Source organism: Flavobacterium sp. 9R (assembly GCF_902506345.1).
Classification (GTDB): Bacteria; Bacteroidota; Bacteroidia; order Flavobacteriales; family Flavobacteriaceae; genus Flavobacterium.
Genome location: NZ_LR733413.1, coordinates 1,825,315 through 1,851,610, shown reverse-complemented (window position 1 = coordinate 1,851,610; position 26,296 = coordinate 1,825,315). Strand labels below are relative to the sequence as shown.

Annotated in this window: 24 protein-coding genes; 17 read left to right on the top strand and 7 right to left on the bottom strand. The window is 36.1% G+C overall.

The genetic code is table 11. The features are described from left to right. Positions 1–3: 3 nt before the first annotated feature. Positions 4–1,386, bottom strand: coding sequence for a DUF1800 domain-containing protein (locus FLAVO9AF_RS08170; protein WP_159686914.1), 1,383 nt, complete (start codon positions 1,384–1,386; stop codon positions 4–6). A 55-nt stretch (positions 1,387–1,441) separates the two neighbouring features. Then, the gene (locus tag FLAVO9AF_RS08165) at positions 1,442–2,365 is read right to left on the bottom strand and encodes a LysR family transcriptional regulator (protein WP_159686911.1); all 924 of its coding nucleotides are present in this window, start codon (positions 2,363–2,365) and stop codon (positions 1,442–1,444) included. 282 nt (positions 2,366–2,647) lie between these two features. Here FLAVO9AF_RS08165 and FLAVO9AF_RS08155 point away from each other — a divergent pair, with 282 nt between their 5' ends. The 4 genes from FLAVO9AF_RS08155 to FLAVO9AF_RS08140 are packed head-to-tail and all read left to right on the top strand — an operon-like array spanning position 2,648 to position 5,719. Beyond that, positions 2,648–2,932, top strand: coding sequence for a hypothetical protein (locus FLAVO9AF_RS08155; RefSeq protein WP_159686906.1), 285 nt, complete (start codon positions 2,648–2,650; stop codon positions 2,930–2,932). After that, the gene (locus FLAVO9AF_RS08150) at positions 2,910–3,767 is read left to right on the top strand and encodes a DUF6671 family protein (protein WP_236552298.1); all 858 of its coding nucleotides are present in this window, start codon (positions 2,910–2,912) and stop codon (positions 3,765–3,767) included. Before FLAVO9AF_RS08155 ends, FLAVO9AF_RS08150 begins: the two co-directional genes overlap by 23 nt. A gap of 3 nt (positions 3,768–3,770) precedes the next feature. Then, positions 3,771–4,727, top strand: a complete 957-nt coding sequence (locus tag FLAVO9AF_RS08145; RefSeq protein ID WP_159686903.1) for an L-threonylcarbamoyladenylate synthase — start codon at positions 3,771–3,773, stop codon at positions 4,725–4,727. A gap of 23 nt (positions 4,728–4,750) precedes the next feature. Further along, on the top strand, positions 4,751–5,719 hold the full coding sequence (locus tag FLAVO9AF_RS08140; protein ID WP_159686901.1) for a sodium-dependent bicarbonate transport family permease: 969 nt from the start codon (positions 4,751–4,753) through the stop codon (positions 5,717–5,719). On the opposite strand, the gene FLAVO9AF_RS08135 is transcribed toward FLAVO9AF_RS08140, so the two are convergent. The 4 genes from FLAVO9AF_RS08135 to htpG all read right to left on the bottom strand — a co-directional run bounded on the left by FLAVO9AF_RS08135 (position 5,692) and on the right by htpG (position 10,150). Then, entirely contained in the window at positions 5,692–6,123 is a 432-nt protein-coding gene (locus tag FLAVO9AF_RS08135; RefSeq protein ID WP_159686898.1) for a DUF2721 domain-containing protein, read from the bottom strand. The two genes, FLAVO9AF_RS08140 and FLAVO9AF_RS08135, sit on opposite strands and share 28 nt — an antisense overlap. A 101-nt stretch (positions 6,124–6,224) precedes the next feature. Beyond that, positions 6,225–7,058, bottom strand: a complete 834-nt coding sequence (locus FLAVO9AF_RS08130; RefSeq protein ID WP_159686896.1) for a hypothetical protein — start codon at positions 7,056–7,058, stop codon at positions 6,225–6,227. 108 nt (positions 7,059–7,166) lie between these two features. Continuing rightward, entirely contained in the window at positions 7,167–8,114 is a 948-nt protein-coding gene (locus FLAVO9AF_RS08125; RefSeq protein ID WP_159686893.1) for an MASE1 domain-containing protein, read from the bottom strand. A gap of 149 nt (positions 8,115–8,263) precedes the next feature. Next, positions 8,264–10,150 (bottom strand): molecular chaperone HtpG, encoded by a 1,887-nt coding sequence (gene htpG, locus FLAVO9AF_RS08120; protein WP_159686889.1) that lies wholly within the window; start codon positions 10,148–10,150, stop codon positions 8,264–8,266. 181 nt (positions 10,151–10,331) lie between these two features. Between htpG and FLAVO9AF_RS08115 the strand changes: the two genes are divergently transcribed. The 3 genes from FLAVO9AF_RS08115 (at position 10,332) to FLAVO9AF_RS08105 (ending at position 12,607) form a co-directional block, all read left to right on the top strand. Then, positions 10,332–10,832: a lipocalin family protein gene (locus tag FLAVO9AF_RS08115; RefSeq protein ID WP_159686886.1), complete on the top strand. Its 501-nt coding sequence runs from the start codon at positions 10,332–10,334 to the stop codon at positions 10,830–10,832. A 10-nt stretch (positions 10,833–10,842) separates the two neighbouring features. Then, on the top strand, positions 10,843–11,532 hold the full coding sequence (locus FLAVO9AF_RS08110; protein ID WP_159686882.1) for an OmpA family protein: 690 nt from the start codon (positions 10,843–10,845) through the stop codon (positions 11,530–11,532). Between the two features lie 130 nt (positions 11,533–11,662). Then, complete coding sequence (locus tag FLAVO9AF_RS08105; RefSeq protein WP_159686879.1) at positions 11,663–12,607, top strand: ABC transporter ATP-binding protein; 945 nt, start codon at positions 11,663–11,665, stop codon at positions 12,605–12,607. 278 nt (positions 12,608–12,885) lie between these two features. Here the strand turns inward: FLAVO9AF_RS08105 and FLAVO9AF_RS08100 are convergent, their stop codons facing one another. Beyond that, entirely contained in the window at positions 12,886–15,294 is a 2,409-nt protein-coding gene (locus tag FLAVO9AF_RS08100) for a S9 family peptidase (protein WP_159686877.1), read from the bottom strand. A gap of 400 nt (positions 15,295–15,694) precedes the next feature. On the opposite strand from FLAVO9AF_RS08100, the gene FLAVO9AF_RS08095 reads away from it, so the two are divergent. The 10 genes from FLAVO9AF_RS08095 to FLAVO9AF_RS08050 all read left to right on the top strand — a co-directional run bounded on the left by FLAVO9AF_RS08095 (position 15,695) and on the right by FLAVO9AF_RS08050 (position 25,939). Then, positions 15,695–16,702, top strand: coding sequence for a 3-oxoacyl-ACP synthase III family protein (locus FLAVO9AF_RS08095; protein ID WP_159686872.1), 1,008 nt, complete (start codon positions 15,695–15,697; stop codon positions 16,700–16,702). 255 nt (positions 16,703–16,957) lie between these two features. After that, positions 16,958–17,104, top strand: coding sequence for a hypothetical protein (locus tag FLAVO9AF_RS08090; RefSeq protein ID WP_201296286.1), 147 nt, complete (start codon positions 16,958–16,960; stop codon positions 17,102–17,104). Between the two features lie 132 nt (positions 17,105–17,236). After that, a complete protein-coding gene (locus FLAVO9AF_RS08085) occupies positions 17,237–18,232 on the top strand; it encodes an isoaspartyl peptidase/L-asparaginase family protein (RefSeq protein ID WP_159686869.1) in 996 nt (331 codons plus the stop codon). A 259-nt stretch (positions 18,233–18,491) separates the two neighbouring features. After that, positions 18,492–19,166, top strand: a complete 675-nt coding sequence (locus FLAVO9AF_RS08080) for a copper homeostasis protein CutC (protein ID WP_201296285.1) — start codon at positions 18,492–18,494, stop codon at positions 19,164–19,166. A 375-nt stretch (positions 19,167–19,541) separates the two neighbouring features. Beyond that, a complete protein-coding gene (locus tag FLAVO9AF_RS08075) occupies positions 19,542–20,765 on the top strand; it encodes a DUF3883 domain-containing protein (protein WP_159686865.1) in 1,224 nt (407 codons plus the stop codon). Between the two features lie 75 nt (positions 20,766–20,840). Next, positions 20,841–21,485: a hypothetical protein gene (locus FLAVO9AF_RS08070; RefSeq protein WP_159686862.1), complete on the top strand. Its 645-nt coding sequence runs from the start codon at positions 20,841–20,843 to the stop codon at positions 21,483–21,485. A 205-nt stretch (positions 21,486–21,690) separates the two neighbouring features. Continuing rightward, complete coding sequence (locus FLAVO9AF_RS08065; protein WP_236552297.1) at positions 21,691–22,266, top strand: outer membrane beta-barrel protein; 576 nt, start codon at positions 21,691–21,693, stop codon at positions 22,264–22,266. Between the two features lie 157 nt (positions 22,267–22,423). Continuing rightward, positions 22,424–22,939, top strand: coding sequence for a hypothetical protein (locus FLAVO9AF_RS08060; RefSeq protein ID WP_159686859.1), 516 nt, complete (start codon positions 22,424–22,426; stop codon positions 22,937–22,939). A 73-nt stretch (positions 22,940–23,012) separates the two neighbouring features. Continuing rightward, positions 23,013–23,621, top strand: a complete 609-nt coding sequence (locus FLAVO9AF_RS08055) for a hypothetical protein (RefSeq protein WP_159686856.1) — start codon at positions 23,013–23,015, stop codon at positions 23,619–23,621. Positions 23,622–24,490: 869 nt separating this feature from the next. Beyond that, positions 24,491–25,939 (top strand): NAD(P)/FAD-dependent oxidoreductase, encoded by a 1,449-nt coding sequence (locus FLAVO9AF_RS08050; protein ID WP_159686855.1) that lies wholly within the window; start codon positions 24,491–24,493, stop codon positions 25,937–25,939. Positions 25,940–26,296 lie beyond the last annotated feature (357 nt).

The window sequence follows — 26,296 nt, the reverse complement described above, 5'->3', positions numbered from 1 at the left end:
GATTTAAATAAGTTGAAATTCAGGTGATTTTATGATAGCATTAAAAAGCCGAAGTACAGCGTTATTAGCTCCAGTGGATTGAGGGTCAAAGTCGTACTTTAGTAATTTTTCAAGGTCTTGTTGCAAAGAGGCATCGGTAGTGAACAACAATCGGTCAGTCAGTTCTTTTATGATTTCTTTGTTTGTTCCTGTGTTGTTCCATTCCAATGAAATAGATAATGACTGCTTTTTATCTAATGTATTTTCTCTCTCTTGTTTTGGTCTTGGAATACTTTTTCCGCTACAAAGCAAATCGGCAACATTGTTTCGTTGTAAGTAAATTTGCGAGGTAAGCCAACTTTTTCCGCCGTCCCATCCTTTTACATTGGGTGGATTGAACAAATCCATACCTTGTTGTTTTAAGAAAAAAGCAATAGTACTGGATTGTGGTCTTTGGGTGTGTAATTCGTTAGTTAGTAATAGAATGTATTCTAATGGGTTTTTAATTTTCGAACCTCCAGTATCGTTTTTAGCATATTCTTCCGAAAATATTTTGACTAACAAAGGTTTAATTTCAAAATTGACTTTTCTGAAGTAGTCACCATAATAGGTCACTAATTCTTGTTTTGGTTCGTCGTAAAGGAACCATTTTAGCATTTTTTGTGTTAGTAAATAGGGGATTTTTGGGTGGTCAAAAATGGCATCTACCATTTCATCCAGTTTTAAAACACCTTTTTTGCCAAGGTATTCAATGGGCTCATTGTCTTCTAAAAATCGACGATACATCGCAGTGGTTTCTCCAATTCCTAATCCTGCCAATCCTTTGGCTCCATTTTTTATGTCGGTTTCAGAGTAGTTGCCTATGCCGAGAGTGAAAAGTTCTAGGAGTTCTCTACTCAGGTTTTCGTTCAATTTCCCTTTTTTATTATCAACATTATCGAGGTAGCGTACCATTGCGTTGGTTTGCATTACTTTTTTGGTCAATGTTTTAAAATTGCCAAAAGCATTTTCTCTAAGGAGTTGGTTCTTTTGGAAAATCCAATAATTGACTTTGACTTTTTGATAAGCTGTAACAAAATGATTCTCCCAAAAAAGTGTCATCTTTTCTCTCAACGGAAACTCGGTTGTTTTCATTTCATCAATCCACCAAGCTTTTAATTCATTGGAGGTTTGAATTTCTTTTTTTAGCAATTCTTTACCAACTTCTGAATCTTCTTTTCTGGTTTGTCTGATTTTTTTGAGATCTTCTAATGACTTTGGACTGTCAGAAAGTAATGCAGGTGCGCTAGTATTGAAGGACGCTTGAAACGATTGTTGAAGAAAACGTTCCATCCCTAATTTTTGAATCGTAAGTGCTTGTTGATTGCTAAAACCTAGTCGTTGAGACCAAAGAAACTCTTTTTTCATATTCCAAGCTATTTCAGGATAAGACTCAAGGAGTTGCTAAAAGTTTAATTAACCTTTAAAAGGAATTGGCCCAATCAAATTTACTTTTGATGATGTCTTGCTTGTATTCTTCCAAAAACGCAAGATAGGCCTTGGCTATTGGGGAGAAATTTTTGTTTTTGTGCCAAATTAAATTCCAAGTAGACTGTATGGGTAAGCCACGCACAGGAATGATTTGAAGATTACCAGTAGTGATTTCATTTTTTATTCCAATGATGGGCATAATCGAACATCCTAATCCTGCAATGACGGCTTGTTTTACGGCTTCATTACTAGTGAGTTCTAATTTTTTCTTAACGTTCAAATTGTTCAAAAGCATAAATTGCTCCATACTTTGTCGGGTTCCTGATCCCATTTCTCGCAAAATAATTGGAATGTTTTCTAAAATGTTTTTGTCATAAATTTTTTCTGGAAACTCGGTAGCTGAGTTCGAAACTAGAAACAAGCGATTGGGCATTAGCTCTATTCGATTGACGGTTAAAGTCTCGGGTAAAATAGAAACCAAAGAAAAATCGACTTCATTTCTTTCTAAACTTTTAATCACTTTTGATTTATTGGTTACATCCAAAATTAATTCTACATCGGGATGCAGTTTTAAGAAGTCGGCCAGAAAATAAGGCATAATGTATTTTCCAGTGGAGACGATAGAAATCTTAAGCCTTCCGCTCAATTTTCCTTGATAGGCCTGCATTTTATAATTGATGGCGTGTACTTCATTGATGATTTTTTCAGCGGCTAGTACAATTTCTTTCCCGAAATCAGTTACATACAATTTTCTACCAATAATTTCTGTCAACGGAATTTCAAATTGATCTTGGAAATTTTTGAGTTGAATAGAAACAGCGGGTTGTGTCAAATGCAGTTCTTCAGCCGCTTTAGTAATACTTTGACATTGTGCTACTTTTAGAAATACTTGTAATTGGTGGAGTGTATAGTTCATAAAAATATTTAATGATGTTTATTACAAATATAAATAAAAATTAATGACTTGATTTATTGAATTTTGCCACAGAAAAAATAAAATTATGAACCATCAAGAATTGACATTGTTTCAAAAAGTGAAATTGACAGCAGTACTTATTGTGTTACTTGTTGTGCTAGCCTTTGCTTTTTTAGAACCTGAGAATTCCTTTTTTAGTGTACTGTTAGTAATTGGTATTCTTTGTGGTACACAGATATTGAAAGATTTAAAATATAAACTTTAATTAAAATAGCCCTTTTTATGGAAAAAGACTTCCAATTTCAATTAATCGATGGGGAATTTACTCCAGCAGGAGCAGCCAAAGTGCTATTCCCTTTGATTAACAATAAGATTAATTATCATTCTTTGGAGAGTTTTAGTAATGAAATTCGGTTTGAGAAAGATGCTACCAACTCTAAGAAGAGAATTTCAGAGTTGCAAGAAGTACAGTTGCAAATTCAAGAATTATTAGAGAATGCAGAAGAAAACGGTTTTAAGTTAAAAATCACTAGCCAAATTAAAATTGAGTTGGACAACGCTAAATAGTTTCAAAGGGCGTCAGCTTGTGATAGCCACTATGCATCATAAAGAGCAAGTGATGGCTCCTATTTTAGAAAAAGGTTTAGGTGTTATTTGCACTACTCCAAAAGATTTAGATACCGATAGTTTTGGTACTTTTTCAGGAGAAATAACTAGAGTTTCTGATGCCTTGACCGTGGCGCGTCAGAAATGTTTAGCAGCAATTGTTGCCACAGATTGTGATTTGGCAGTAGCCTCCGAAGGTTCATTCGGTCCTCATCCTTCTGCCTATTTTGCAACAGCAGACGACGAATTGGTTGTTTTAATTGATCGACTACATAATTTAGAGATTATCGGCAGAGCAGTAAGTTTTAAAACCAATTTTGCAGGGAAGGTTGTTGAATGTGAAAAGGATCTTCTCGATTTTGCCTCACAAGTAGATTTTCCGACGCACGGATTGATTTTGAGAAGTAGTCAGGAAAGTACTGAAGGAATGGTAAAAGGTATACTTTCTGAGAAAGTGCTATTGGAAAGTTTTCATACTATACAATCTAAATATCATTCGGTGTTTGTTGAAACAGATATGAGAGCTTTGTACAATCCTACCCGAATGGAAATCATTAGCGTAGCAACTAAGCAATTGGTTCAAAACGTTCAGTCCTTGTGTCCAGAATGTCAAACTCCTGGATTTACCATTACAGATGTCAAAACGGGACTGCCTTGTTCTTGGTGTGGGAGTGCAACATCCTCTGTATTGAGCCATATTTATAGTTGTAAAAAGTGTTCTTATACCCAAGAAGATTGGTATCCGAAGCATAAAAAAACAGAGGATCCAGGTTTTTGTAATTATTGTAATCCTTAACGAATGAATAATACTAAAGATTTAACAAAAGCAATACAATTGCTACAAAAGGAATCAGTAGTAGCTATTCCTACTGAGACTGTTTATGGTTTGGCTGGCAACATATATAGTGAAAAAGCCATCCGAAGTATTTTTGAGTTAAAGAATCGCCCAATGTACAATCCCTTGATTGTGCATTTAAAATCGTATACCGAATTAGAAAAAGTTGCTGCGAATATTCCAGATAAAGCGAGATTGTTAGCTGAAACTTTTTGGCCTGGGCCATTGACATTGGTTCTTAAAAAACAAGAGAATATTTCCGACTTGATAACTGCAGGAAAGGATACAGTTGCGGTTCGAGTGCCCAATCATCCAGTTGCGCTGGCACTTTTAAATCAGTTGGATTTTCCCTTAGCTGCTCCAAGTGCGAATCCTTTTGGCTCAATCAGCCCTACTACAGCAGCGCATGTTGCGAATTATTTCGATTCCAGTTTAGTCCATGTTTTAGATGGAGGAGCATGTTCACAAGGTATCGAGTCAACCATTGTTGGATTTGAAGAAGACCAAGCTGTTTTGTATCGAGCTGGTGCTACATCCATAGCGGATATTGAAGCAATAGTTGGGCCTTTAAAAGTTTTTACTAAAGATGATGTAGCTCCTGTAGCACCTGGGATGTTATCCAAGCATTATGCTCCTTCTACTAGTACAATTTTCTCAGAAGATGTTGAAAAAATACTTGCAACAATCACTGAAAAAAGGGTAGGGGTAGTGTCTTTCTGCAAAGAATATAACCACCCAGCTATTCATTATCAAAAAAAATTGTCAAGCAATGGTAGTTTAGAAGAAGCAGCCAGTAGATTGTATGCAACACTTCATGAAATGGATGCTCAGCCTATTGATGTTATTATAGTCGAAAAAGTTCCTAACGAAGGCATTGGGGTAGCCATCAACGACAAGTTGTTAAGAGCCTCAGCAGTATAAATTTTAAAAACAAAACAAAACCTATGAATTTAGACTTACTAATTGAAAACGTTACTAATCCTGCATTGCTTTTCTTTCTTCTCGGAATCATAGCCGTATACTTAAAAAGTGATTTAGAAATTCCAAACAATACCTCCAAGTTTATTTCTCTTTACCTTTTGTTTTCTATTGGGTTTAAAGGAGGGCAGGAGTTGGCGCATAGCGAAATCAATATTGATATATTCTGGTCCATTATATTTGGAATGGCAGTTTCTGTTTTGATACCCTTATACACTTTTTTCATCTTAAAGAAAAAATTTAGCATAGACAATTCAGGAGCTATTGCTGCGGCCTATGGTTCTGTGAGTGCGGTTACTTTTGTGACGGCGATTTCTTTTTTAGAGATGCAAGGTCATAGTTTTAGTGGACATATGGTCGCGGTTATGGCACTTATGGAAGCTCCAGCAATTATTGTGGGTGTAATCTTAATCAGAATGTATAGTAAAAAAAGTGCTACTGAACAGCCATCTAAATTATCTGAGGTTATTAAACATTCATTTACGAATGGAAGCGTATTGTTAATTATAGGTAGTTTAATAATTGGTTTGCTGGCTAGTGATAAAGCTGCTTTAGGAATCAAACCTTTTACAACAGATATTTTTAAGGGGTTTTTGGCAATATTCTTACTTGATATGGGAATTGTAAGTGGTAGAAAACTAGGTGACTTCTTTAAAAGTGGTTGGTTCAGCTTTTTCTTTGCCATCATTATTCCTTTGATTAATGGTTGTATTGTTGCTTACCTGAGTCAATATATTACAACAGATATTGGGAATCGCTTCATATTTGCCGTACTAGCTTCTAGTGCATCTTATATTGCTGTACCTGCGGCAATGAAAATTGCAGTTCCAAAAGCGAATCCGGGGATTTTCTTACCAATGGCTTTAGCAGTCACGTTCCCTTTCAATATTACTTTCGGAATGCCAATTTATTTGTCGATTGTATTAGCGGGATAGTCTTTTGTTTTTTCTTTTTGAGTCAAATCACTTAGATGCAATCGCAAAGCACCGACAGAAATATTAATTTCCCAAAATGATAATCCTAAGGAAAGCAATAAGGCCAATAAACTAAAACCAAATAAGTAAATCCCAGCAATTTGTTGGTTGAGATACAGCAATAACATGGCGAAAACAGATAGAAATAAACTCATTACGCCTGCCATTTGCATGTACCGAATTAGTGTTAACCGCAAATTTAGATTTTTGATTTCTAACAAAATCATGCTGTTCTCTTTCTCTTTGTAGGCTTTTTTTAACCCACGTATAATCGTGGCTAAAGTTAAAAAACGATTGGTATATGCCAATAAAATCAAGGAAGTTGCAGAGAATAGTAGTGCTGGGGTTTCTATTTGTAGTGTCATCTTTTTTTTTACAAAGGTCGGATAACTTTGACTTGAATTCAAAAAAAAAAATCTTCGTTTCAGTAATTGAAACGAAGATTTTTTTTAATGAAGATTTTGAATTACATAGTTAAGTTAAAAACTAAACCATTTTCATGGGTATAGGTGAATTTGTTGTCACAATCTCCATTTCCGTAATCAATTGTACCGTTAAGTAGACTACCTTTTACGGTTAGTTTTCCTTTTGAAACATAATCACAATTGTATTTCTTTACCAAAGATTCAGCTACAGTTAAAGTTAAACTTGGTCCGTTTTCTTTGCTTACAGTATGATTTCCTTGTGTCATCTCGTAAGTGTTGTCTGCAAGTACTAATGGAGTACCTACTCCTTCCGTTTGTTTGATGGTATGCGTTCCAGAATTTAAGAACACCATTCCTTCTAAGTTGGTAAGTTTACCATTGGTAATGGTTCTGCTCCATTGTGGAATATTTGGGGTTACAGTTTCATTAACATATACTACTGTTCCCTCTACTTTTAATCCGTTTACATAATAGTTTTCGCGTTCTATTTTCATAGTGGCTTTTGGAGTGCTTACTAAACCAGACAAAGTAACTTTTAATTTTCCTTTTCGAGTGATGTTGTTAGTAGTACAACCCGTTCCAAAGTCTATCGTTATCACTTTTGGAAAAACATTAGGCGTTAAGTTGTCTACAGTAATAGTAGCACAAGCTCCTACTAAAGAATTTACAGTAGATTTATTGGTTGATTTCGATAAAGAATTTTCGAAGGTAACTTGCGTTCCCGTTTTGAAATCCAGTTCGTTGATGGCGTCAATTGTGGCTGAAGCTACTACGGTGTTCGTGTCTGTTGCATTTACTATTTCATCTTTGGTACAAGAAGTAACAGAAAAAGCAGCTGCAATTATGACTAGCAGTACTTGTTTTACATTTTTCATACGGATAAGTTTAAGGTTTGGTTGCTTCAAAAATAGTAAAAGCAATGACATAGCCATAATAAATCGCAGAAAATAATTAACAGCTGTTTGAGTGCGTGGTTTCCTTTTTTAGGCTTTTATTTTGTCAAGTTTTTTATGCAAATAATCAGAGTAGAAACCAGCCATTATCAAAGCAATCATAGTACTTAACCCGAAAAAAGAATTAATATACGTCAATGACGCTTCTGGTGTTGTCATGGCAAAAGAACCATAGCCCAAACTTCCGTAAATTGTCGATAATAGGGCAAACAAAGCCGCAATAATTGAAACCCCTCGAATTCTGAAACGGAAAGTAGCCCAAAGTAAAACGATGATTAAAAGGTATTGGTCGTCTGCATGGTCGAAAGCGACCAAAACACAGATAAAAATAGTAACCAATCCTAAGGCCAAAGCCTCTAATAAAGAAGTAGCGATAATTTTGATATGATAACGGTATAGCCAAGAAGTCAAAAATGGCGTGAGGATTATCGTTCCAATAAAGTCTCCTTGCCACCAAGTTGTCCAGTTGAATATGAAATGATTTGGAGCACTTAGACCAAAAAGGGATATGACACTTACTCCAAGTAAAGAACAGATGGCGGAATAAAACACACTAATTGCCAAAAATATAATAACTCCCCATCCTGTCTTTAAAGGATAAGTTCCTTTATTTAGAAGATTAATAAAATACGCACCTAAAGCGGCACCTAACGTAACACCAGAAGCCACTAAAACAGCCGACAAAACAGTTGAAATTAAGGGTAGTTCAAGCATTTGGCTGGTGTCCCAAAATGAAAACATGTTAGCTACCACTGAGCCAATCCAAATCCCAATTAGCGTTTTTCTGCCCATAATTAAAACCGAAGCTAGTGCAAATCCTGCTGCTGTGTATATTGGAGCGATGTTATCTGGAGTAACAGTAATTTGATAGCTAATAAAAGCTAGGGCGTTATAAATAAAAGCTACTAGTGCAATTTTTATAGGAGCTGATTTCAAAAAAGACGGCAGGAAATAATCGTTGGGAGCTTGTTTGTACATGTTTTGAGAGCTTTGAAAATTCTCAATAAAAATACATAATTTTTTGATTCGGTTAAACAGTTGTAAAAGTTCTGTTTTTTCTCAGTAGGAAGCATAAAAAAAACCTGCAAATGAAGATTTGCAGGTTGATGATTATGGTAAAAAATATTTTATTTAATCATTTCAAAACTTCTTTTTACAAAGGCAGTCAAAGCTTCTCCTTTTAATAAGTTTTGAGATAGTTTCGCCAAATCTAAGGCTTGTTTTACCAAGTTTTCTTGAACCGTTTTGTCTTCGTTGTTCAAGATGCTTGTAGCCAAATCTGAATTGGTGTTTACCACTAAGTTGTACATTTCTGGGAAATTACCCATTCCAAACATTCCACCGCCACCGGTTTGACTCATTTCTTTCATACGACGCATGAATTCTGGTTGTGTGATGATGAATGGTGCTGCACTGCTATCCAAAGCTTCTAACTGAACGGTATACGTTTGTTTAGGAACAATAGTTTCCACTACCGTTTTTAAACTTTCTTGTTCTTCAGTAGATAATTTAGAAATCGCAGTTTCTTCTTTTTTGATTAAATTATCAATGTGGTCAGAGTCCACACGAACAAAAGTTAATCCACTATTGTCTGATTCTAATTTTTGAATCAAGTGAGGAATGATTGGAGAATCTAGCAACAATACTTGGTAGCCTTTATCTTTTGCAATTTCGATATAAGAGTGTTGTGCTTCTTTGTTTCCAGCATACAATACTACCAATTTACCATCTTTGTCTGTTTGGTTTTCTTTGATAGCTTCTTTCAATTCTTCAAGTGTGAAATATTTATCATCTACCGTTGGATACAATACGAAGGCTCCTGCTTTTTCGTAGAATTTATCTTCAGAAAGCATTCCGTACTCTAGTACAATTTTGATATCGTTCCATTTGGCTTCAAAATCGGCTCTGTTTTCGTTGAATAATGATTTCAACTTATCCGCAACTTTACGAGTGATGTAGTTTGAAATTTTCTTCACAGCACCATCAGCTTGTAAACCAGAACGAGAAACGTTCAACGGAATGTCTGGAGAATCAACTACTCCGCGAAGCATCATTAAGAATTCAGGAACAATACCTTCTACGTTATCAGTTACGTAAACTTGGTTTTGGAACAATTGAATTTTATCTCTTTGGATTTGTAAATCTGCTCCTAATTTTGGGAAGTACAAAATTCCAGTTAAGTTGAAAGGATAATCAACATTTAAGTGAATATGAAATAAGGGCTCCTCAAATTGCATTGGATACAATTCACGATAGAAGCTTTTGTAATCTTCATCTTTTAAATCTACAGGTTGTTTAGTCCAAGCTGGATTTGGGTTGTTGATGATGTTGTCAACTTCAACGGTTTCGGCTGTATAATCTTCTGGAGCATCTTCTGGCTTAGGAAGCGTTTCAGTTTTGGTTCCAAATTTAATTGGAATTGGCATGAACTTGTTGTATTTGTTCAACAACTCTCTGATTTTACTTTCTTCCAAAAATTCTAAAGAATCTTCTGCTACGTGCAACACGATTTCAGTACCGCGGTCGGTTTTGTCGCAAGGTTCTAATGAAAATTCTGGGCTACCGTCACAAGTCCAGTGAGCAGCTGGTTCGTCTTTGTACGATTTAGTGAAGATTTCTACTTTTTCAGCCACCATAAAGGCAGAGTAGAATCCTAAACCAAAATGTCCAATAATACCTGAGTCTTTAGCAGAATCTTTGTATTTGTCCAAAAACTCTTCTGCACCAGAAAAAGCCACCTGATTGATGTATTTTTCTACTTCATCAGCAGTCATTCCTAGACCTTGGTCAATGATGTGAATTTTTTTTCCCTCTTTGTCAATTTTAACTTCAATGATTGGATTGCCATACTCTACTTTAGCCTCTCCTATACTGGTTAGGTGCTTTAATTTTAGAGTAGCATCGGTTCCATTTGAAATCAATTCACGCAAGAAGATTTCGTGATCACTGTATAAAAACTTTTTGATTAGAGGAAAGATGTTTTCTACTGAAACATTAATTTTACCTGTTGTCATAATTAAATACTATTTTAAGTTGAATTTGATGCAAACCACGCTTCAAATAGAATACCATTTGCTATGAAAATGACAAAATGTCGCAACGACTATTTTTTTAAAAAAAACAGTTGAATTCGTGTTAAAGCAATTTTTTGCGTCGTATATTTGTTAATCTATTAATTTTAAACCAGTTATAGTTATGAGGAAATTTATTCTATTGGGCACCTTTGTTTTTTTGCTTTTTGCCTGTAAATCTAGTGCCCCAGCAGTTGCCCCCACCGCTCCCGTTGCAGCAACCAAATTGGATAAAAAATCACAAGTTGCCATCAAAGGAAATTGGCAAATTGCAGATGTGACGTATCCCGGTTCTGAGTATTTTAAAGTAAATTCATTCAACATTGCAGATTCTAAATGCTTTATCGGTAGTACTTGGAATTTTATTTCTAATAACAACAAAGGTAGTATGGCTTTAGCTGGTGCTGGTTGTACTTCATTTTCCTCACCTATCGTTTGGAGTATTAATAGTGAAGGAATGTTTGTTCTGAAAATAGTAGAAGCAGGTGTAAAATCCAAAACCGTACAATCCGGATTTTTATTGAAAGTTGCTAATCAAACCGAGACTAGCTTTGAACTTATCGATAAAATAGATGTTGCGGGACAACAGAAAGACATCGTTTATCATTTTAAAAAAACTAATTAATTTATAACTTATGAAAAAAATCACCATACTAAGTCTAACTGCTCTATTTCTATTTAGCAGTTTTTTCACAGCTTGTAGTTCAGTAAAAAATGCCAATAACACGCAAAAAGGAGCGGGAATTGGTGTAGCCGCTGGTGCTTTAATTGGAGGAATCCTTGGTAATAATTTAGGTAAAGGAGGAAATGCAGCATTAGGAGCGGCCATTGGAGCAGCTATTGGTGGAGGAGCCGGTGCCCTGATTGGAAACAAAATGGACAAGCAAGCTCGCGAAATTAGTCAAGCTTTGCCAGGAGCAGATGTACAACGCGTGGGCGAAGGAATCCATTTGACATTAAATGAAAATGCTGTGCGTTTTGATTTGAACAAATCGAGTTTGACTCCTCAAGCACAAGCCAATCTGGACAAACTGATTCCAGTTTTTAAAGAATACGGCGATACCAATATTGAAATTTTTGGGTACACTGATAGTTCAGGAAAACCAGAATACAATTTGACTCTATCTGAAAAAAGAGCCGAATCCGTAAAAACCTATTTGATTGGAAAAGGATTGGACGCCAGCCGATTTAAAACCTCAGGTTTTGGAATTGCAGACCCAATTGCTCCAAATGATACTCCAGAAGGTATGGCCAAAAATCGTAGAGTAGAATTTGCGATTACCGCCAATGCCAAAATGATTCAAGATGCGAAAAATGGTCAATAATTTGATATAGAAAAGAAAGCTAAAAAGCTGTTTCTTTGGAGACAGCTTTTTTTTATATAAAATGAAATTTTCAACCGCTTATTTTTTTTAAAGCCACTATCTTTGTTTTTTATTAATGATACAATAAATAATGCTTGAAGTTCAAAATATTTCCTTCGCTTATACAGACAAAGCGATTATTCAGAATGTTGATTTTACCGTAGAAAAAGGACAAAATATTGCACTAATTGGCGAGAGCGGTTGTGGCAAAAGTACTTTGTTGAAACTTATTTATGGTATCTATGATTTAAATGAAGGGAAAATTTTCTTTAATAAGACACGCGTGCTAGGACCCAAATACAACTTGATTCCGGGGATGCCCTTTATGAAATATCTGGCACAAGATTTTGATTTGATGCCTTATGAAACGGTTGCCGAAAATGTGGGCAAGTTTTTGTCTAATGGATTTTTGCCTTTAAAAAAATTGCGTATTCAAGAGTTACTCGAAATGGTCGAAATGACAGAGTATGCCAAAGTACGCGCCAAAGATTTGAGTGGAGGACAACAACAACGCGTTGCCTTAGCCAAGGTTTTAGCCGTAGAACCTCAGGTGTTGTTGTTAGATGAGCCGTTTAGCCATATTGATAATTTTAGAAAAAACGCTTTACGTCGTAATTTATTTGCTTATTTAAAGAAAAAAGAAATTACCTGTATTATTGCTACCCATGACAGTACCGATGCACTCTCTTTTTCAGATGAAACCATAGTTTTACAGCAAGGGAAAATAATTGAGAAAGCACCTTCGGCAGAAGTCTATCAATTTCCGATAAATAAATATGTGGCCTCTTTATTTGGTGAAGTCAACGAATTGAGAATGTCGCAATTAATGCCTATTGAAGGAGAAGATGAAATGGTATTGCTGTATCCACATCAATTAAAGGTCTCTCCTGTTGGTACAGTGAAAGCCGTGGTCAAACAATCCTATTTTAAAGGAAGCCGTTTTCTAATTAAAGCCGCTTTTGATAGAAAGGCCATTTTCTTTGAACACGAAACAGCATTAGAATTGAACCAAGAGGTACTATTGAAGATTATGTAACTTCTAATTGAAAGTATAAAAAAAAGAGACAACTTTTCGGGTTGTCTATTTTTTTTGCACCAAATTGAATTTATGTATTTTGCACTTTGGTTGAAATTATTTTTTTTACCACATAGAAACATAGAATTTATAGCTTTATTAAAGAAAAAATAGACGTTTTACTGTTCACATAGATATTCTATGTGTAAAATAGTGCTATTTCTATTTTTTCTTTGGCTTGTTATCATTAATCTATGATTCTATGTGGTTATTTTTTTATTTTAAGTTCGTCAAAAGCCTTAGTTTTTCAAATGCTTTTCTAAGAATTGGTCTTGTTCCCATAGTAAGTGCAAGATGTTTTCTTTGGCGGCGTAACCGTGACTTTCTTTAGGTAAAATTACCATACGTGCAGGGCCACCCAATCCTTTTATAGCTTGGAAATAACGTTCTGTTTGCAAAGTAAAAGTACCAGGATTATTGTCCGCTTCTCCGTGAACTAATAGTAAAGGAGTTTTCATTTTGTCTGCGTGCATAAAAGGCGACATCGTATTGTATACCTCAGGTGTTTCCCAATAATTACGTTGTTCGCTTTGGAAACCAAAAGGCGTTAAAGTTCTGTTGTAAGCGCCACTTCGAGCAATTCCGCAAGCAAAAAGATTGGAATGTGTCAATAAATTAGCCGTCATAAAAGCACCGTAAGAGTGACCACCCACAGCGACTTTTTTTCTGTTGATATACCCCAAAGCGTCTACTGCGTTGATAGCAGCTTCGGCATTGTCTACTAGTTGGGAAATAAAGTTGTCGTTAGGTTCCGTTTTTCCTTCTCCGATAATTGGGAACGAAGCGTCGTCTAAAACCACATAGCCTTTGGTCACCCAGTACACAAACGAACCATAGTTAGGAAAGGTAAATTCGTTAGGATTTTGAGTGCTTTGTCCTGCGCTGTTTTTGTCTTTGTATTCGGCAGGGTAGGCCCAAATTAGTAACGGCAATTTTTCTTTTTTGGCTTTGTCATAACCTACAGGCAAGTACAAGGTTCCAGATAATTCAACACCATCTTTACGTTTGTACTTGATTACTTCTTTGCTCACATTTTTGATGCTTTCAAATGGATTTTTGAAATCGGTGATAGGAGTAAGTTTGTCTTTTTGGTTGATGTTTCTGAAGTAGTAATTTGGGTAATCGTTTTTGGACTGAATTTGTACCAAAACCGTTCCTTTTTTGAAATCCTCTACTTCAATCAAATCTTCTTTTTTGTCTTTATAAGCCGAGGTATACAAACGTTTGCTTTGTAACGTTTTTAAATTCAATTCGTCAATGAATGGAAACTGTCCTTCTTTGGTGTACCCATCTCCAATACGGAAAGCTTTGTCGTTTTCGATAGCCAAAACATAGCGGTTGTATTGGTTTTTTCTAGTTTCAAAATTACCTGGATCAGCGTAAACGTCTTGTGAGTTTCTGTCGGTAATTACTTTTGGTTGTTGTGATGGATTTGACGGATTGATTAAGTATGTTTTGGTGTTTCTAGTGTCATACCATTCATCTGAAACGATAGCAACGTTGTCATTCCCCCAAGTAATATCGCTAAAACGTTGAGGTGTTTTTACTAACGAAGTTGGATTGGCTGTAAAGGGAGCTTCCCATAAAAACATTTCGTCTCTAAACGCAACTTTATTCGCTGGATCTCCTTCGTCTAGTGCTTCTACAAAAGCCAAAGTAGCTGGTTTGTCGTTTCTCCACATCAGGGATCTTTTTCCTTTTTGAACCGCCATAAATCCTTTTGGCATAATTTCGGTCAATGGAGTTTCGTTTACGATTTTTACTTCCCTTCCGCTTTTGTCATACACTACGGATTTCATTGGGAAACGATTCAAAGGAACGATATAAGAAAACGGTTTTTGAATCGTAGTAATCATAATATAATTTCCATCAGGAGATAAACTTTGACCTGCAAACATATCTGCCGATTTGAATAGCGTTTTATTACCACTTAAGGTGATTTTGTATAATTCAGAAGTGATGATGTTTTCAAAATTGATCTCGTCATTTTTGTTTTTCAACATATCTGGATACGTTCTGTTTTGAGATTTTGCACCACTAGCATTCGAGATAATTGGCCCAGCTGGCAAATCTTTTTTGGCATCCAATAAAGGTTTTCTGTTGCTAGGCAAAAGTTTTACTAATACTGTTTCGTTGTCGCCAAACCAGCTAAACGGAGCGCCTAAGTTGGCATTCAAATTCGCCTCGGTTAATTTTTTGGCTTGAGCCGAAGCCACATCAATTACCCAAAGTTCTACACCATTGGCAGCGGTATTTGTAAACAAAATTTTAGTATCGTTCGGCGACCAAGACAGATTGCTAATTTTTGCATTAGCTGGTAATCCCGCCACTTGAACTTCGTTTTTGTCTTTTATTTTTCGAAGTTTTAAGTTGTTGATGTACGTTACTGTACTCGAAATGTTGGTAATAGGATTGATACGCAATCCGCCCAAACGCAATTCTTCTTGGTTGAGGTCGTCAAGCGTTTTGTAGGTGTTTCGGTAAGAAAGCAAAAGGTATTCTTTTTTGGTATCCATCGAAACCGAAGGGGCTCGTTCGTAATCGGCTAAGTCTAAAATGGATTTAGAAGGTTTTTGATAGCTCAGGTTTTCTTGAGCCAACATAGAAAAACCGAAACCTAGAAACAGGAGTGTGAGTTTTAACTTCATGAAGTAGTGAATTAGTTGAAAGAATTAGTTATGGTCTAATTAGTCCAACGGTAGCAAAAAATGTTACAGCTCGAAAGTGTTAAATTGATTTTTATTGTGACCTATGATTTTTTATGGTTTGATGAATCTATGGAGTGTTCAAAGCTATAGTTTTCTAGGATTTCATTCGTAGAAATGGATTGTAATAAAGAGAGATGACTATTGCATTTTTCTGGAAAAGATAGAAGAGTTAGACTTATTTTTAGCCTTATTTTCAGTACAAGAGCATATTGACTTAAATATAAATGATTTATTTTTTTAGGTTAAAAATGATTATATCAAAAAAAAGACTAAATTGTGTGGCGTCTTTTTAAAAGATGTTTAATTTTGTCAATCAATTTTTAATGAAAAACAAGTACTTATGTATCACTCTAAAATAGCAGGGTTAGGATTTTATGTTCCTTCGAATGTGGTTACAAATGACGATTTGTCAAAGATAATGGAAACCAATGATGAATGGATTCAAGAGCGTACAGGAATCAAAGAACGTCGTCACATTATCAAAGGGGAAGATACGACCACTACAATGGGAGTAAAAGCAGCCGAGATTGCTATTCAGCGTGCCGGTATAGCCAAAGAAGATATTGACTTTGTAGTTTTTGCTACTTTAAGTCCCGATTATTATTTTCCAGGACCAGGAGTTTTGGTACAACGCGATTTAGGTTTAAGAACTGTAGGCGCTATTGATATTAGAAATCAATGTTCAGGTTTTGTGTACGGATTGTCAGTTGCTGATCAATATATCAAAACTGGAATGTACAAAAACGTTTTGGTGATTGGATCTGAGGTGCATTCTTCAGGATTGGACATGACAACTCGAGGTCGTGGTGTATCAGTAATTTTTGGTGATGGAGCAGGAGCAGCTGTTTTGTCAAGAGAAGAAGATTTGACCAAAGGAATTTTGTCTACGCATTTGCATTCAGAAGGGCAACATGCTGAGGAATTATCACTTATTGCGCCGGGAATGGGTGGTCGTTGGGTAAATGATATTTTGGCCGATAATGACCCGAATGACGAAAGTTATTTCCCTTATATGAACGGACAATTTGTATTCAAAAATGCTGTAGTTCGTTTTGCTGAGGTAATCAACGAAGGATTACAAGCCAACAATTTAGAAGTTTCAGATATTGATATGTTGATTCCACATCAAGCGAATTTGAGAATTTCTCAGTTCATTCAGAACAAATTCAAGTTGAGTGATGATCAAGTATTCAATAACATTCAGAAATACGGAAACACAACCGCAGCTTCTATTCCAATTGCTTTGACCGAAGCTTGGGAACAAGGAAAAATCAAGTCGGGCGACACCGTTGTTTTAGCTGCTTTCGGTAGTGGATTTACTTGGGCAAGTGCGATTATTAAATGGTAAACTAAAGTTACGACTAATTATACGAAAAGGTCTAGAGCAAATGTTCTAGACCTTTTTTTGTTAATTGGCATTGACTCGTGTAAGTTCGAGAGTTTTATTGTTTTTAGCTAATTCAAAAGTCTTTAGTGGTTTATGAACAGTTAGTGATTGATTTTTTCTATATTTGGAAGTGTGGAAGAAAGAAACTTATACATTATTGCAGTAATCAACTTATGATTCTTGATGAAAAAAAGTTTACTGAATTAAAAAAATAGTATGACCACTGAAACTAAAATAGAGCGAAGAAATAAAATTCTAAAGGGACTTGAAAAAGCCTATGAGAAAATGCTTGATTTTAAAAAAGAGCGTAAAAGTGAGCTTGTAATTATTAGAGACAATAAAATAGTGAAGATAAAATTATAAGATAGCTAAAGCACTATTCTTGCAAGTTAGTTGATTTTTCCTTTTTTAAATTTTTTGATTATTGGTATTTTGTTATATGTTTGGGATTGCATTTATTTCCCTAATTTGGTCACAACCAAAAAAAATAGTACAATGACCAATCGTCGCCATTTTCTAAAAACCGCCACTATAGCTTCAGCCGCAGTAGTCTTGCCTTCTTTTGCTAGTACTTCTGAAGAAACACCTATTCCAACCCCTTCCAAAATCCGAAAACCTATAGTACTGTCCACTTGGCGTTTTGGCCTTCAAGCCAATGCTGCCGCTTGGGAAGTTCTCAAAAATAATGGTAAAGCCTTAGACGCTGTGGAAGCAGGAGTGAAAGTTCCCGAAGGCGATCCCAACGAACGCAGCGTAGGTTACGGTGGACGACCTGATCGCGACGGACGTGTCACGCTCGACGCTTGCATTATGGACGAAAAAGCCAATATTGGTGCCGTGGGTTGTTTGGAACACATCAAGCATCCTATTTCGGTGGCGCGTGCCGTAATGGAAAAAACGCCTCATGTGATGTTGGTAGGCGATGGCGCTTTGCAGTTTGCCCTTTCACAAGGTTTTACCAAAGAAAATTTATTAGTCGAAGCCAGCGAAAAAGAGTGGAAAGAATGGCTCAAAACCAGCGAGTACAAGCCCATTGCCAATATCGAAAACCACGATACCATTGGAATGATTGCTTTGGACAGTCATGGCGATTTGTCTGGCGCTTGTACTACTAGCGGTATGGCGTTCAAGATGCACGGCCGTTTGGGCGATTCGCCCATTATTGGAGCAGGTTTGTATGTCGATAACGAAATTGGAGCCGCTACCGCCACAGGACATGGCGAAGAAGTTGTGCGTATTTCGGGTTGTCATTTGGTGGTCGAGTTGATGCGACAAGGAAAATCCCCTCAAAAAGCCTGCGAAGAAGCCGTGGCGCGCATTGTAAAACTCACCCAAAACCGTGGCAAAAACCTCAAAGACATCCAAGTTGGATTTATTGCATTGAACAAGCAAGGCGAGTATGGCTCGTATTGCATTCAAGGTGGATTCAATTATGCGGTGCACGATGCTTCGGGCAACCAGCTCATCGATGCGAACTACTTTTTAAAATAATTTAGGCTTGAATTTAAAGTTTAAAAAATAACCACATAGAAACATAGATTAAATGTAAAGCGTTAGAGCAAATAAGAAATAGCACTATTTTCCACATAGAATGGCTATGTGAATAGTAAAACGTCTTCCTTTTTCTTTAAAGACTATAAACTTCTATGTTTTAGCCTGCACTGAGGCATCGAAGTGTGGTAAAAAATGATGTAACTAATACCTTCAAGTTTATATTCAAACTCATTTTAATCTACCCAATACAATAAAAATGAACCAATTAGAAATCGCCTGTTTTAGCTTAGAAGCAATTGCCATCGCCCAAGAAAATGGCGCCGACAGAATCGAATTGTGTCTCGACCGAGCCGCTGGTGGCATCACACCTCCCGCCGAAATGGTGCAAGCCGCACGTGCCCTGACCACCGTAGCGCTCAACGTGATGATTCGCCCACGCGAAGGCGATTTTGTCTACACCGAAACCGAGTTCCAAGAGATGAAAAACAGCATTGCCGCTTTCAAAAATCTTGGCGTCGATGGTTTTGTGTTTGGGATACTCCATCCCGACGGCAGCATTCATACCGAGGCCAATGCGGCTTTGGTGCACTTGGCGCATCCGTTGCCTTGCACCTTTCACCGCGCTTTCGATGGCATTGCTAATCCGCTGCAAGGGTTAGAAACGTTAGTGACTTGTGGCTTCAAAACCGTCCTCACTTCTGGCGTGCGCACCAATGTGACCGAAGGCGCTGACCTCCTACAACAATTGGTCGCACAGGCTAGTGACCGCATTACGGTGATGCCTGGAGGCGGATTGCGCTCGAGCAATGCCCACTGGCTGAGTCAAACCACCCGAGCCGTGTACTATCACTCCGCCGCGATTACCGACCACAGCGAACTTCCCAACCCCACCGAAGTCGCCCTGCTAAAACAACAATTGAATACCCTTTAACATCGTATTTTGGGCATGACCCCGAGGCAAACGACCCTGCATAACCACAAATCCCTGCTCCTCGGGGTCGGGCTGTACGCTATATCTCTTGGGGCGAACCCCGCCCCAAGAGGATGCCGCTCCCATCCCTTATGCGGGCAAGTCGGCAGTTTTTAGTGCTTAGAAAGCAGTAAGCAATGGGCAAATTTTGTAAGAAGATTTCAGAAAATTTTTATAAGTTTCGCTGAAAAAAGGATATATTTGGGATTACATAAAGTATGACGCTTATCATACCTGTCTGCCCCAATTTGGGTGGCTTTGTATGCTTTTATATATTTATTGAACTTGTTCCATTTATAAAGCAGAGCCTGAAAACTGGCCATAATATTAACCTAAATGAAAATAGCTGAATTAAGAGATTACCAAATTGAATTTGAAAAAATCAGAGCAGATTATAGTTCAGGTTTTAAAGTGATTGATCGTGTACGAAAAAAATTCACATTCGACTATCCAATCCACGTAATTGCAAATTTGACAAAAGATGAATACGTAATAGGAAAAGGTGATTCAACATTTTGTAATAGAATAGAAAATGATCTTAATGATTGGGGAAATATTCACGGAAGTCCAGCAATAAAATTTGGTTTATATTTTGGAAAATACGGTGAAGATAAATCTCGAAAATATAGAATTGGACGAAACGAATATGGAACGGATGAAAATATCGCACTTAAAAAAATACTTTTTTCAATAGTCGAACTTTTAGAGAACAAAGATAATTTTAATGTATTAAGGAGAAATCCGATTTCTCCAATGTATAAAGGAAAAATATTATCAGTTTATTATCCAAACGATTTTTTAAATATTTTTTCTGCAAAGCACTTAAATTATTTCATTAATATTCTTGGTTTAGATAATGACTCGAAGTCTGAATTAGATAAACAAGCATTGTTACTTAACTACAAGAATAGTGATAAAGTGATGAAAGGATGGAGTGTCTTCGAGTTTAGCAAATTCTTATACAAATCGTTTGGAAACCCTAATGACGAAGTAAAAGAAGATAATATTTCCAAAGAACTCAAAGATTTTAGATTAAAGGATTTTCCGCCAATTGAAAGTTTGAAATTTGACTATGTTGATTTACAAACAAATGAACTTCCAGAGCCGAACGAAAAAGAAATATGCAAAGAAACAAAAATTGATTATTTTAATCGCTCAAAAAAAATCAAACGAATTGGAGACAGAGGTGAACAAATTGTTTTAAGAGCAGAAAGGCACTTTTTAAAGAAAAATGGCAAAATGGATTTAGCAAAATTAGTTGACCGAGTTTCTGAAAGAGATGATAGTGTTGGATATGACATAAAATCCTATGATTTGGACGGAAGCGAAAAACTTATTGAAGTCAAATCAACTTTAAGAAAAATTGGTAAAAGCAATATTTTCCTTTCAGCAAACGAATTACAAGTTGCGGAAAATAAGAAAAATTATTATTTCTACATTATTTATGAAGTTGGAAGTACAAGACCGAAGATATGGAGAATTAAAAGTTCCGATTTATTAGGCGATGAAAATATCGTAAAAGAACCTATTTTATATAAAATAAGTATGAACACAAAATAACTTGGTACAACACACATTACAAGCAATTTGTCCAATTGGCTTAACTTAGATTAAAACCACTTATTTACACAAACTATGAAACGACCAAATTTCAATACTCAAGTATCAAATGCTATTAATAATGGTGAAACAACAATAGAGGAATTAAAGGCTATTGAGCCAATTTTAATAGAAAATTGTAAAACGAGTATTAAACAAATGTATAATTATTATTTTATAACACTTGTATTAATTTTTTTATGGTTTCTTGTTGATAACTCAATAATTACTGAAGTAAAATTGTTTGATGTAAATCTAAAAAACAAAAAAATATTGATTATTGGAATTCCTTTTTTAGCAATTGTATGTTATTATTTTTCTATAACATATATGGCTTTTAATCAATTAATTGATGCTGGATTAAAACAAATTCAAGAAAAAATATATCCAAATATTGGTAAAAGTTCAATCTTAGAGTTAACAATATTTCCTTCTTTGATAGAGTTAGAAAGTATAAAAATGAGACTATCAGAGGAATCTTTATTACGTACAATATTAAGTACAACAGGATTCATTTTGATATCTGTATTGTTTATCTTTTTACCATTAGTAATTAACAGTGTAATTTGTTATGAACTTTTTATAAATGAAGACGTTTCGTTTTGGTATCCTTTAATTTATTCTTTAATTCTAGTTAAGATATTTTGCAATATAATTTTCTTTTTTTGTCAAGTGCAATAAGCTGCTTTTTCGCCATACTCTAAATGATTAACCAATAAAGTAAAACACTAAACTATACAAAAATGAGAAAAATTATAATTATTGCTTTTCTAGTGCTAACGAACCCCGGCTAACGCAAGCGTCCCCCTCGTGCCCATAACGATGTCTCATCCAAAAGTAAGTTTACATAATTAGAATAATCCATTTATCTAGATTTCAATACAAAATGAAGAATTTGTCTTTTTCCTTACGTGCTATTGTTGCATTCGTTTTTTTTCTTTTTTCTTTTTCATCCCAAGCGCAATTACAGCCTGGGAACTATCTTACTGCTGCGGTGGGTATTGGGTATAGCTTTCCTGATTCAGATATCGATATTAGTGGTTCTGGGTTTTATGCTCAAGGTGAGTATGTGCACAATATAACCAAATGGTTCGGAATACGTCCTTATGCTGGTCTTGTGATTACCTCTCCAGATGACAACAAAAACCAACAATTTTCGGAAGATTTTCAGGTTACAACAAAGGCCTTTTTTCTAGGAGGAAAAGCCCGTGTTGCAGCACCCATTCCGTGGGTGGCTCCTTATTTTGAAGTGGGTATTGGAGCTTCGATTGGTTCATTCAAAACCATCACACCCGAATTCAATATCAAAAAAAGCGGCGTTTTGATGCACGTGCCTTTTAGTATTGGTTTGGCTCTTGGTCGTAAGCATAATTTTGATGTTGGATTTACATATTATATTCACGATGCTGCTAAGCAATTTAATGGTGCTTTTGCTGTTGGATATTCTTTTCCTTTAGATTAATAATTTAGTGATGTAGATTCCTAGATATTAACTTGGATTTTCATTTATTCGACCGCGAACAGCTATGAAAATGAAACTAAGGAATTTAAAGAGTAATGCTGATTTAGTAGAAGAGACAATAGAAAACAGGGACTAAATAATTTTAAAAAATATAATTATGTTTGAATTAATTTGGGGGATATTTAATGGAATACTGCTTTTGTACTTCATTGTTATTTGTTTTAAATCAGTAAAGCTTATTAAAGAGGAAGTAGGATTTCTAGCATCCTTAGTTTTTGTTTTAGGTTTGTTATCATTTATGTCAAACTCAAATGATAAAAATTTAGCAGATAAGAATATTGATTTTTTAAACCAGACAAATCCTAAAAAAACTTTTAATGGGAATTCATTTTTTCATGAAGTTTTATTAGAAGATAATTTAATATCTAAGATTGGATTGTCAATAATTGTTGGTGAAAAAGGAACTGAATTAATAATCTTAAATGCAAACTGTCATAGGTCTGGTATTATAAGTGGTACAAATTGGAATGTTGAAAACGTAGATATCGACAAACAAAAAGATAAAAATTACTGTTCCTACTTAGTCAGAGGAAAAATGGATTGGAAAATTCTGGGAATCACCATTTTTTCAGAGTATAAAACATTTCGAGGGAATGCATTACTAAGAAAGTAGCGTTTCCCCCCTCGCTAGCGCGAGCGTCCCGCTCGTGCCCATAACAATTTAACCCGAAACCTAAAATAAGAAAATGAAAAAAAGAGTACTGCTATTTTTATTGTTTAGTGTAACGCAGCTGCATTACAGTCAAAAATCCATTACAATGACGAACAGCTACGGAAGTGAAAACCAAGAAATTCAAAACTTAATGGATTTTGAGAAAATTTACACCGAGCGATTAAACTTTGCAAGTGAAGAGCTAAAAGGAAAGCATTATGAAGTGAGTCTTGAAGAATTCAAAAATGGTAAACTCATTAGGACTAGTTCTCTTTTTGATAGTTCAGACAGTGATTATTTTAAAATTGAGTCAAATAGCGAATCTTTAAGTTTCTTTTTCAAACTAAGTGATGGAAAATTAAAAACCTATATAAGAGGAAAGAAGTTCGGGAGTAAAAAGTATTACTTTAAATTGTATAGCGATTCAGATGAATATGCATTAAAAGACTTTTTTGGAGGTAAAAAAGAGGTGACTATTGATTTTCAAAAGAAAAATGCTGTTTTTGGAATTATAACCCCTACTATACATAAAGACGGTTCAGGTTCTTATTGTGAAGTCGCACAATCCGATATTGCACCTGAAAAATTGGGTGAGCATTTTAATATTCCTCATTATTTTATTGTTTCGATAAAGTTCAAGTAGAAAAGTATTTTTACTCAGGCCTTCTATAAAATCTTTTGAATTTACTTAAATAGCTTTGTATACATCCTGAAGTGTTCTTACTTCTAAATAAATTTATTGCGTATGCTGCTCGAACGTCTCTGACTTCGAGCTATTTTAAATTATGTCGATGTCCGTAAACACGATAAAAGTCTCACGACTTTTTACGATAACTATCTTTAGAATGATTACCTCTTCAAAAGGGTAAAGAAAACTACAAAATTACCTTGGGCTATTTTGTGGTTTTTTGTTTTTATATAATTTGGTATTGGGTTATGAAAACAAAACGTACTCGCTTAGCCCCGATTACTATGATATATACAAACTAAAAATTCATTTATTTTTTAGTTTAAAAAAAAGACATAACAAGCCTTCGAATAAGAATTACACGAAGGTTTGTTGTGCCTTTCATAAGTTATTTTTATTCGTAAACATCATAAATTTATCAAGATAGGTTTCTTTATTCAATAAAACTGACAAAGTCCTAATCGGGGCATAAGTAGCTAACTTTGATCGAAGAGAAGGTTCACTTTGTCAGTTTGGTTGTTGATTAAAAGTACTTTAAATTTATTTAGCAAATCTAAAGGATTGCAGTGGCATCCTTGCTTGCCGGGGTTCGGCAAGCAAGATATAACGTAAAGCGGGACGACTCGTGTGGTGCGCAAAGAAGTGCTGCTTCTATTAATAAAATTACTGTTGGCGCCAATGCTTCTTCAGCTCAACATCAGATGCAGTACTTTACTATTCCTGCTTTTTATTTGTCCCTTCCTAGTAGTACAGCAACTCTAAAAAACCGACTCGTTTTTTATCGCTATTTTTGCACCCAATACTGTTGAGTAGTTGAATAGGATATGGATAAAAAGAATACGCCTTGCTGGAGCAGTTGTCCAGACTGTCAGGGGCAAGGCAAGAAAAGTCAAAGACTTCGTAAAAAAGTGCGATTGCAATATCAGCAGTTGGTAGCCAAACTCACGGTTGCTGGTGAAGTGGCTTTGCCTGAAGCGCCTAAAGCCCCTTTGGTGTCTTGTTCGTTATGCGGTGGTTCGGGATTGCTTCCATCAGAAAATTTTCCTGTAGTAGATTATGAAAACTATCCCCATATCGCCATTATTGGTGGCGGAATTGGTGGCGTGGCGTTGGCTGTAGCTTGTTTGCATCGCGGCATTCCGTTTACGCTTTTTGAGCGTGACACCCACTTTGAGGCCCGTTCGCAAGGCTATGGACTGACCTTGCAGCAAGCGAGTAAAGCCATAGAAGGTTTTGGGATTTTTTCTTTGACCGAAGGCGTGGTTTCTACACGGCATTTGGTCCATAAGACTGACGGAACAGTTGTAGGCGAGTGGGGGATGAGAAAATGGGTGCAGCCAACCGAAAAAAAATACACCAAACGTTCCAACATTCATATTGCGCGACAAGCGTTACGTTTGGCACTAGTGGAGCAACTCGGAGGGAAGGACAACATACAATGGGGACATCAATTGCTCGATTTTCAAGAGGAAGCTTCGGGTAAAATCCAGTTGCGTTTTCAAGTCGGTGCGCAAATCAAAACAATTGCAACCGATTTGGTCGTGGGTGCCGATGGGATTCGAAGCGTCGTCCGTCAGCAATTGATTGGAGAGGAAGTTACTCCTTTGCGTTATTTGGGTTGTCTTGTGATTTTAGGAATTTGTCCTTTGGATGCCCTGCCAACCCTAACTTCAGAGTTGTTGGATTCGGCTACTGTTTTTCAGACGGCGAATGGTCACGAACGTATCTACATTATGCCTTTTACAGAAGATTCGGTGATGTGGCAATTGAGTTTCCCGATGGAAGAATCCGAGGCCAAAAAATTAAGCGCACAAGGTGCACAAGCCTTGAAGGAAGAAGCGTCTCGAAGAACGCAATGGCATTCTCCAATTCCACAAATAGTCGATGCCACAGCGGCTGCTCAGGTATCGGGTTATCCCGTATATGATAGAACTTTGTTGACCACAGCTCAGTTTGAGAACGCAGGAAATAGCACTTTGATCGGCGATGCTGCACATCCTATGAGTCCGTTTAAAGGGCAAGGAGCGAATCAAGCTTTGTTGGATGCTTTGGCGTTGGCTCGTGGCATCACCAAAGGCTGTAAACCTTCTTCTCAATGGAGGACAGTAGGATTGCGAAAAAGTGTTTTGCTCCCCTTTGAAGCTGAGATGATTGCCCGAAGTGCTGTTAAAGTCAAGGATTCTGCCGCCGCCGCCGAATTTCTGCATTCGGATATCGTACTTTATGAATCGGATGAACCGCGAGGACGAATACTCAAACGCAAAAAGCAGTAAGATTTAAAACTAGAACGCGGATGACACGGATGGTACGGATTTTCGCTGGTTTGTTTTTATATTGAATCTGTTTAAATCTGCGTCATCTGCGTGCCATTTTCAAAGTATTTTCAATAACAAGTTGTCGAAGCCAAAGTATAAAATTTATTATTATTAGAAAGCTGATGACACGGATGGTACGAATTTTCGCTGGTTTGTTTTATATTGAATCTGTTTAAATCTGCGTCATCTGCGTGCCATTTTCAAAGTGGTTTCCAGTAAAGGGTTGTCCAATAAAAGTTTGACATTGTATTTATTTCTAAAGGGTGTGTTTTTTTATTTAAAAAACGCATACATTTGTATCGCACACGATTTAAT

Excerpts from the sequence above, each read along its gene's own strand:
- FLAVO9AF_RS08170 (WP_159686914.1), bottom strand. The coding sequence starts at position 1,386 with ATGAAAAAAGAGTTTCTTTGGTCTCAACGACTAGGTTTTAGCAATCAA.
- FLAVO9AF_RS08165 (WP_159686911.1), bottom strand. The coding sequence starts at position 2,365 with ATGAACTATACACTCCACCAATTACAAGTATTTCTAAAAGTAGCACAA.
- FLAVO9AF_RS08155 (WP_159686906.1), top strand. The coding sequence starts at position 2,648 with ATGGAAAAAGACTTCCAATTTCAATTAATCGATGGGGAATTTACTCCA.
- FLAVO9AF_RS08145 (WP_159686903.1), top strand. The coding sequence starts at position 3,771 with ATGAATAATACTAAAGATTTAACAAAAGCAATACAATTGCTACAAAAG.
- FLAVO9AF_RS08140 (WP_159686901.1), top strand. The coding sequence starts at position 4,751 with ATGAATTTAGACTTACTAATTGAAAACGTTACTAATCCTGCATTGCTT.
- FLAVO9AF_RS08135 (WP_159686898.1), bottom strand. The coding sequence starts at position 6,123 with ATGACACTACAAATAGAAACCCCAGCACTACTATTCTCTGCAACTTCC.
- FLAVO9AF_RS08130 (WP_159686896.1), bottom strand. The coding sequence starts at position 7,058 with ATGAAAAATGTAAAACAAGTACTGCTAGTCATAATTGCAGCTGCTTTT.
- FLAVO9AF_RS08125 (WP_159686893.1), bottom strand. The coding sequence starts at position 8,114 with ATGTACAAACAAGCTCCCAACGATTATTTCCTGCCGTCTTTTTTGAAA.
- htpG (WP_159686889.1), bottom strand. The coding sequence starts at position 10,150 with ATGACAACAGGTAAAATTAATGTTTCAGTAGAAAACATCTTTCCTCTA.
- FLAVO9AF_RS08115 (WP_159686886.1), top strand. The coding sequence starts at position 10,332 with ATGAGGAAATTTATTCTATTGGGCACCTTTGTTTTTTTGCTTTTTGCC.
- FLAVO9AF_RS08110 (WP_159686882.1), top strand. The coding sequence starts at position 10,843 with ATGAAAAAAATCACCATACTAAGTCTAACTGCTCTATTTCTATTTAGC.
- FLAVO9AF_RS08105 (WP_159686879.1), top strand. The coding sequence starts at position 11,663 with ATGCTTGAAGTTCAAAATATTTCCTTCGCTTATACAGACAAAGCGATT.
- FLAVO9AF_RS08100 (WP_159686877.1), bottom strand. The coding sequence starts at position 15,294 with ATGAAGTTAAAACTCACACTCCTGTTTCTAGGTTTCGGTTTTTCTATG.
- FLAVO9AF_RS08095 (WP_159686872.1), top strand. The coding sequence starts at position 15,695 with ATGTATCACTCTAAAATAGCAGGGTTAGGATTTTATGTTCCTTCGAAT.
- FLAVO9AF_RS08090 (WP_201296286.1), top strand. The coding sequence starts at position 16,958 with ATGACCACTGAAACTAAAATAGAGCGAAGAAATAAAATTCTAAAGGGA.
- FLAVO9AF_RS08085 (WP_159686869.1), top strand. The coding sequence starts at position 17,237 with ATGACCAATCGTCGCCATTTTCTAAAAACCGCCACTATAGCTTCAGCC.
- FLAVO9AF_RS08080 (WP_201296285.1), top strand. The coding sequence starts at position 18,492 with ATGAACCAATTAGAAATCGCCTGTTTTAGCTTAGAAGCAATTGCCATC.
- FLAVO9AF_RS08075 (WP_159686865.1), top strand. The coding sequence starts at position 19,542 with ATGAAAATAGCTGAATTAAGAGATTACCAAATTGAATTTGAAAAAATC.
- FLAVO9AF_RS08070 (WP_159686862.1), top strand. The coding sequence starts at position 20,841 with ATGAAACGACCAAATTTCAATACTCAAGTATCAAATGCTATTAATAAT.
- FLAVO9AF_RS08065 (WP_236552297.1), top strand. The coding sequence starts at position 21,691 with ATGAAGAATTTGTCTTTTTCCTTACGTGCTATTGTTGCATTCGTTTTT.
- FLAVO9AF_RS08060 (WP_159686859.1), top strand. The coding sequence starts at position 22,424 with ATGTTTGAATTAATTTGGGGGATATTTAATGGAATACTGCTTTTGTAC.
- FLAVO9AF_RS08055 (WP_159686856.1), top strand. The coding sequence starts at position 23,013 with ATGAAAAAAAGAGTACTGCTATTTTTATTGTTTAGTGTAACGCAGCTG.
- FLAVO9AF_RS08050 (WP_159686855.1), top strand. The coding sequence starts at position 24,491 with ATGGATAAAAAGAATACGCCTTGCTGGAGCAGTTGTCCAGACTGTCAG.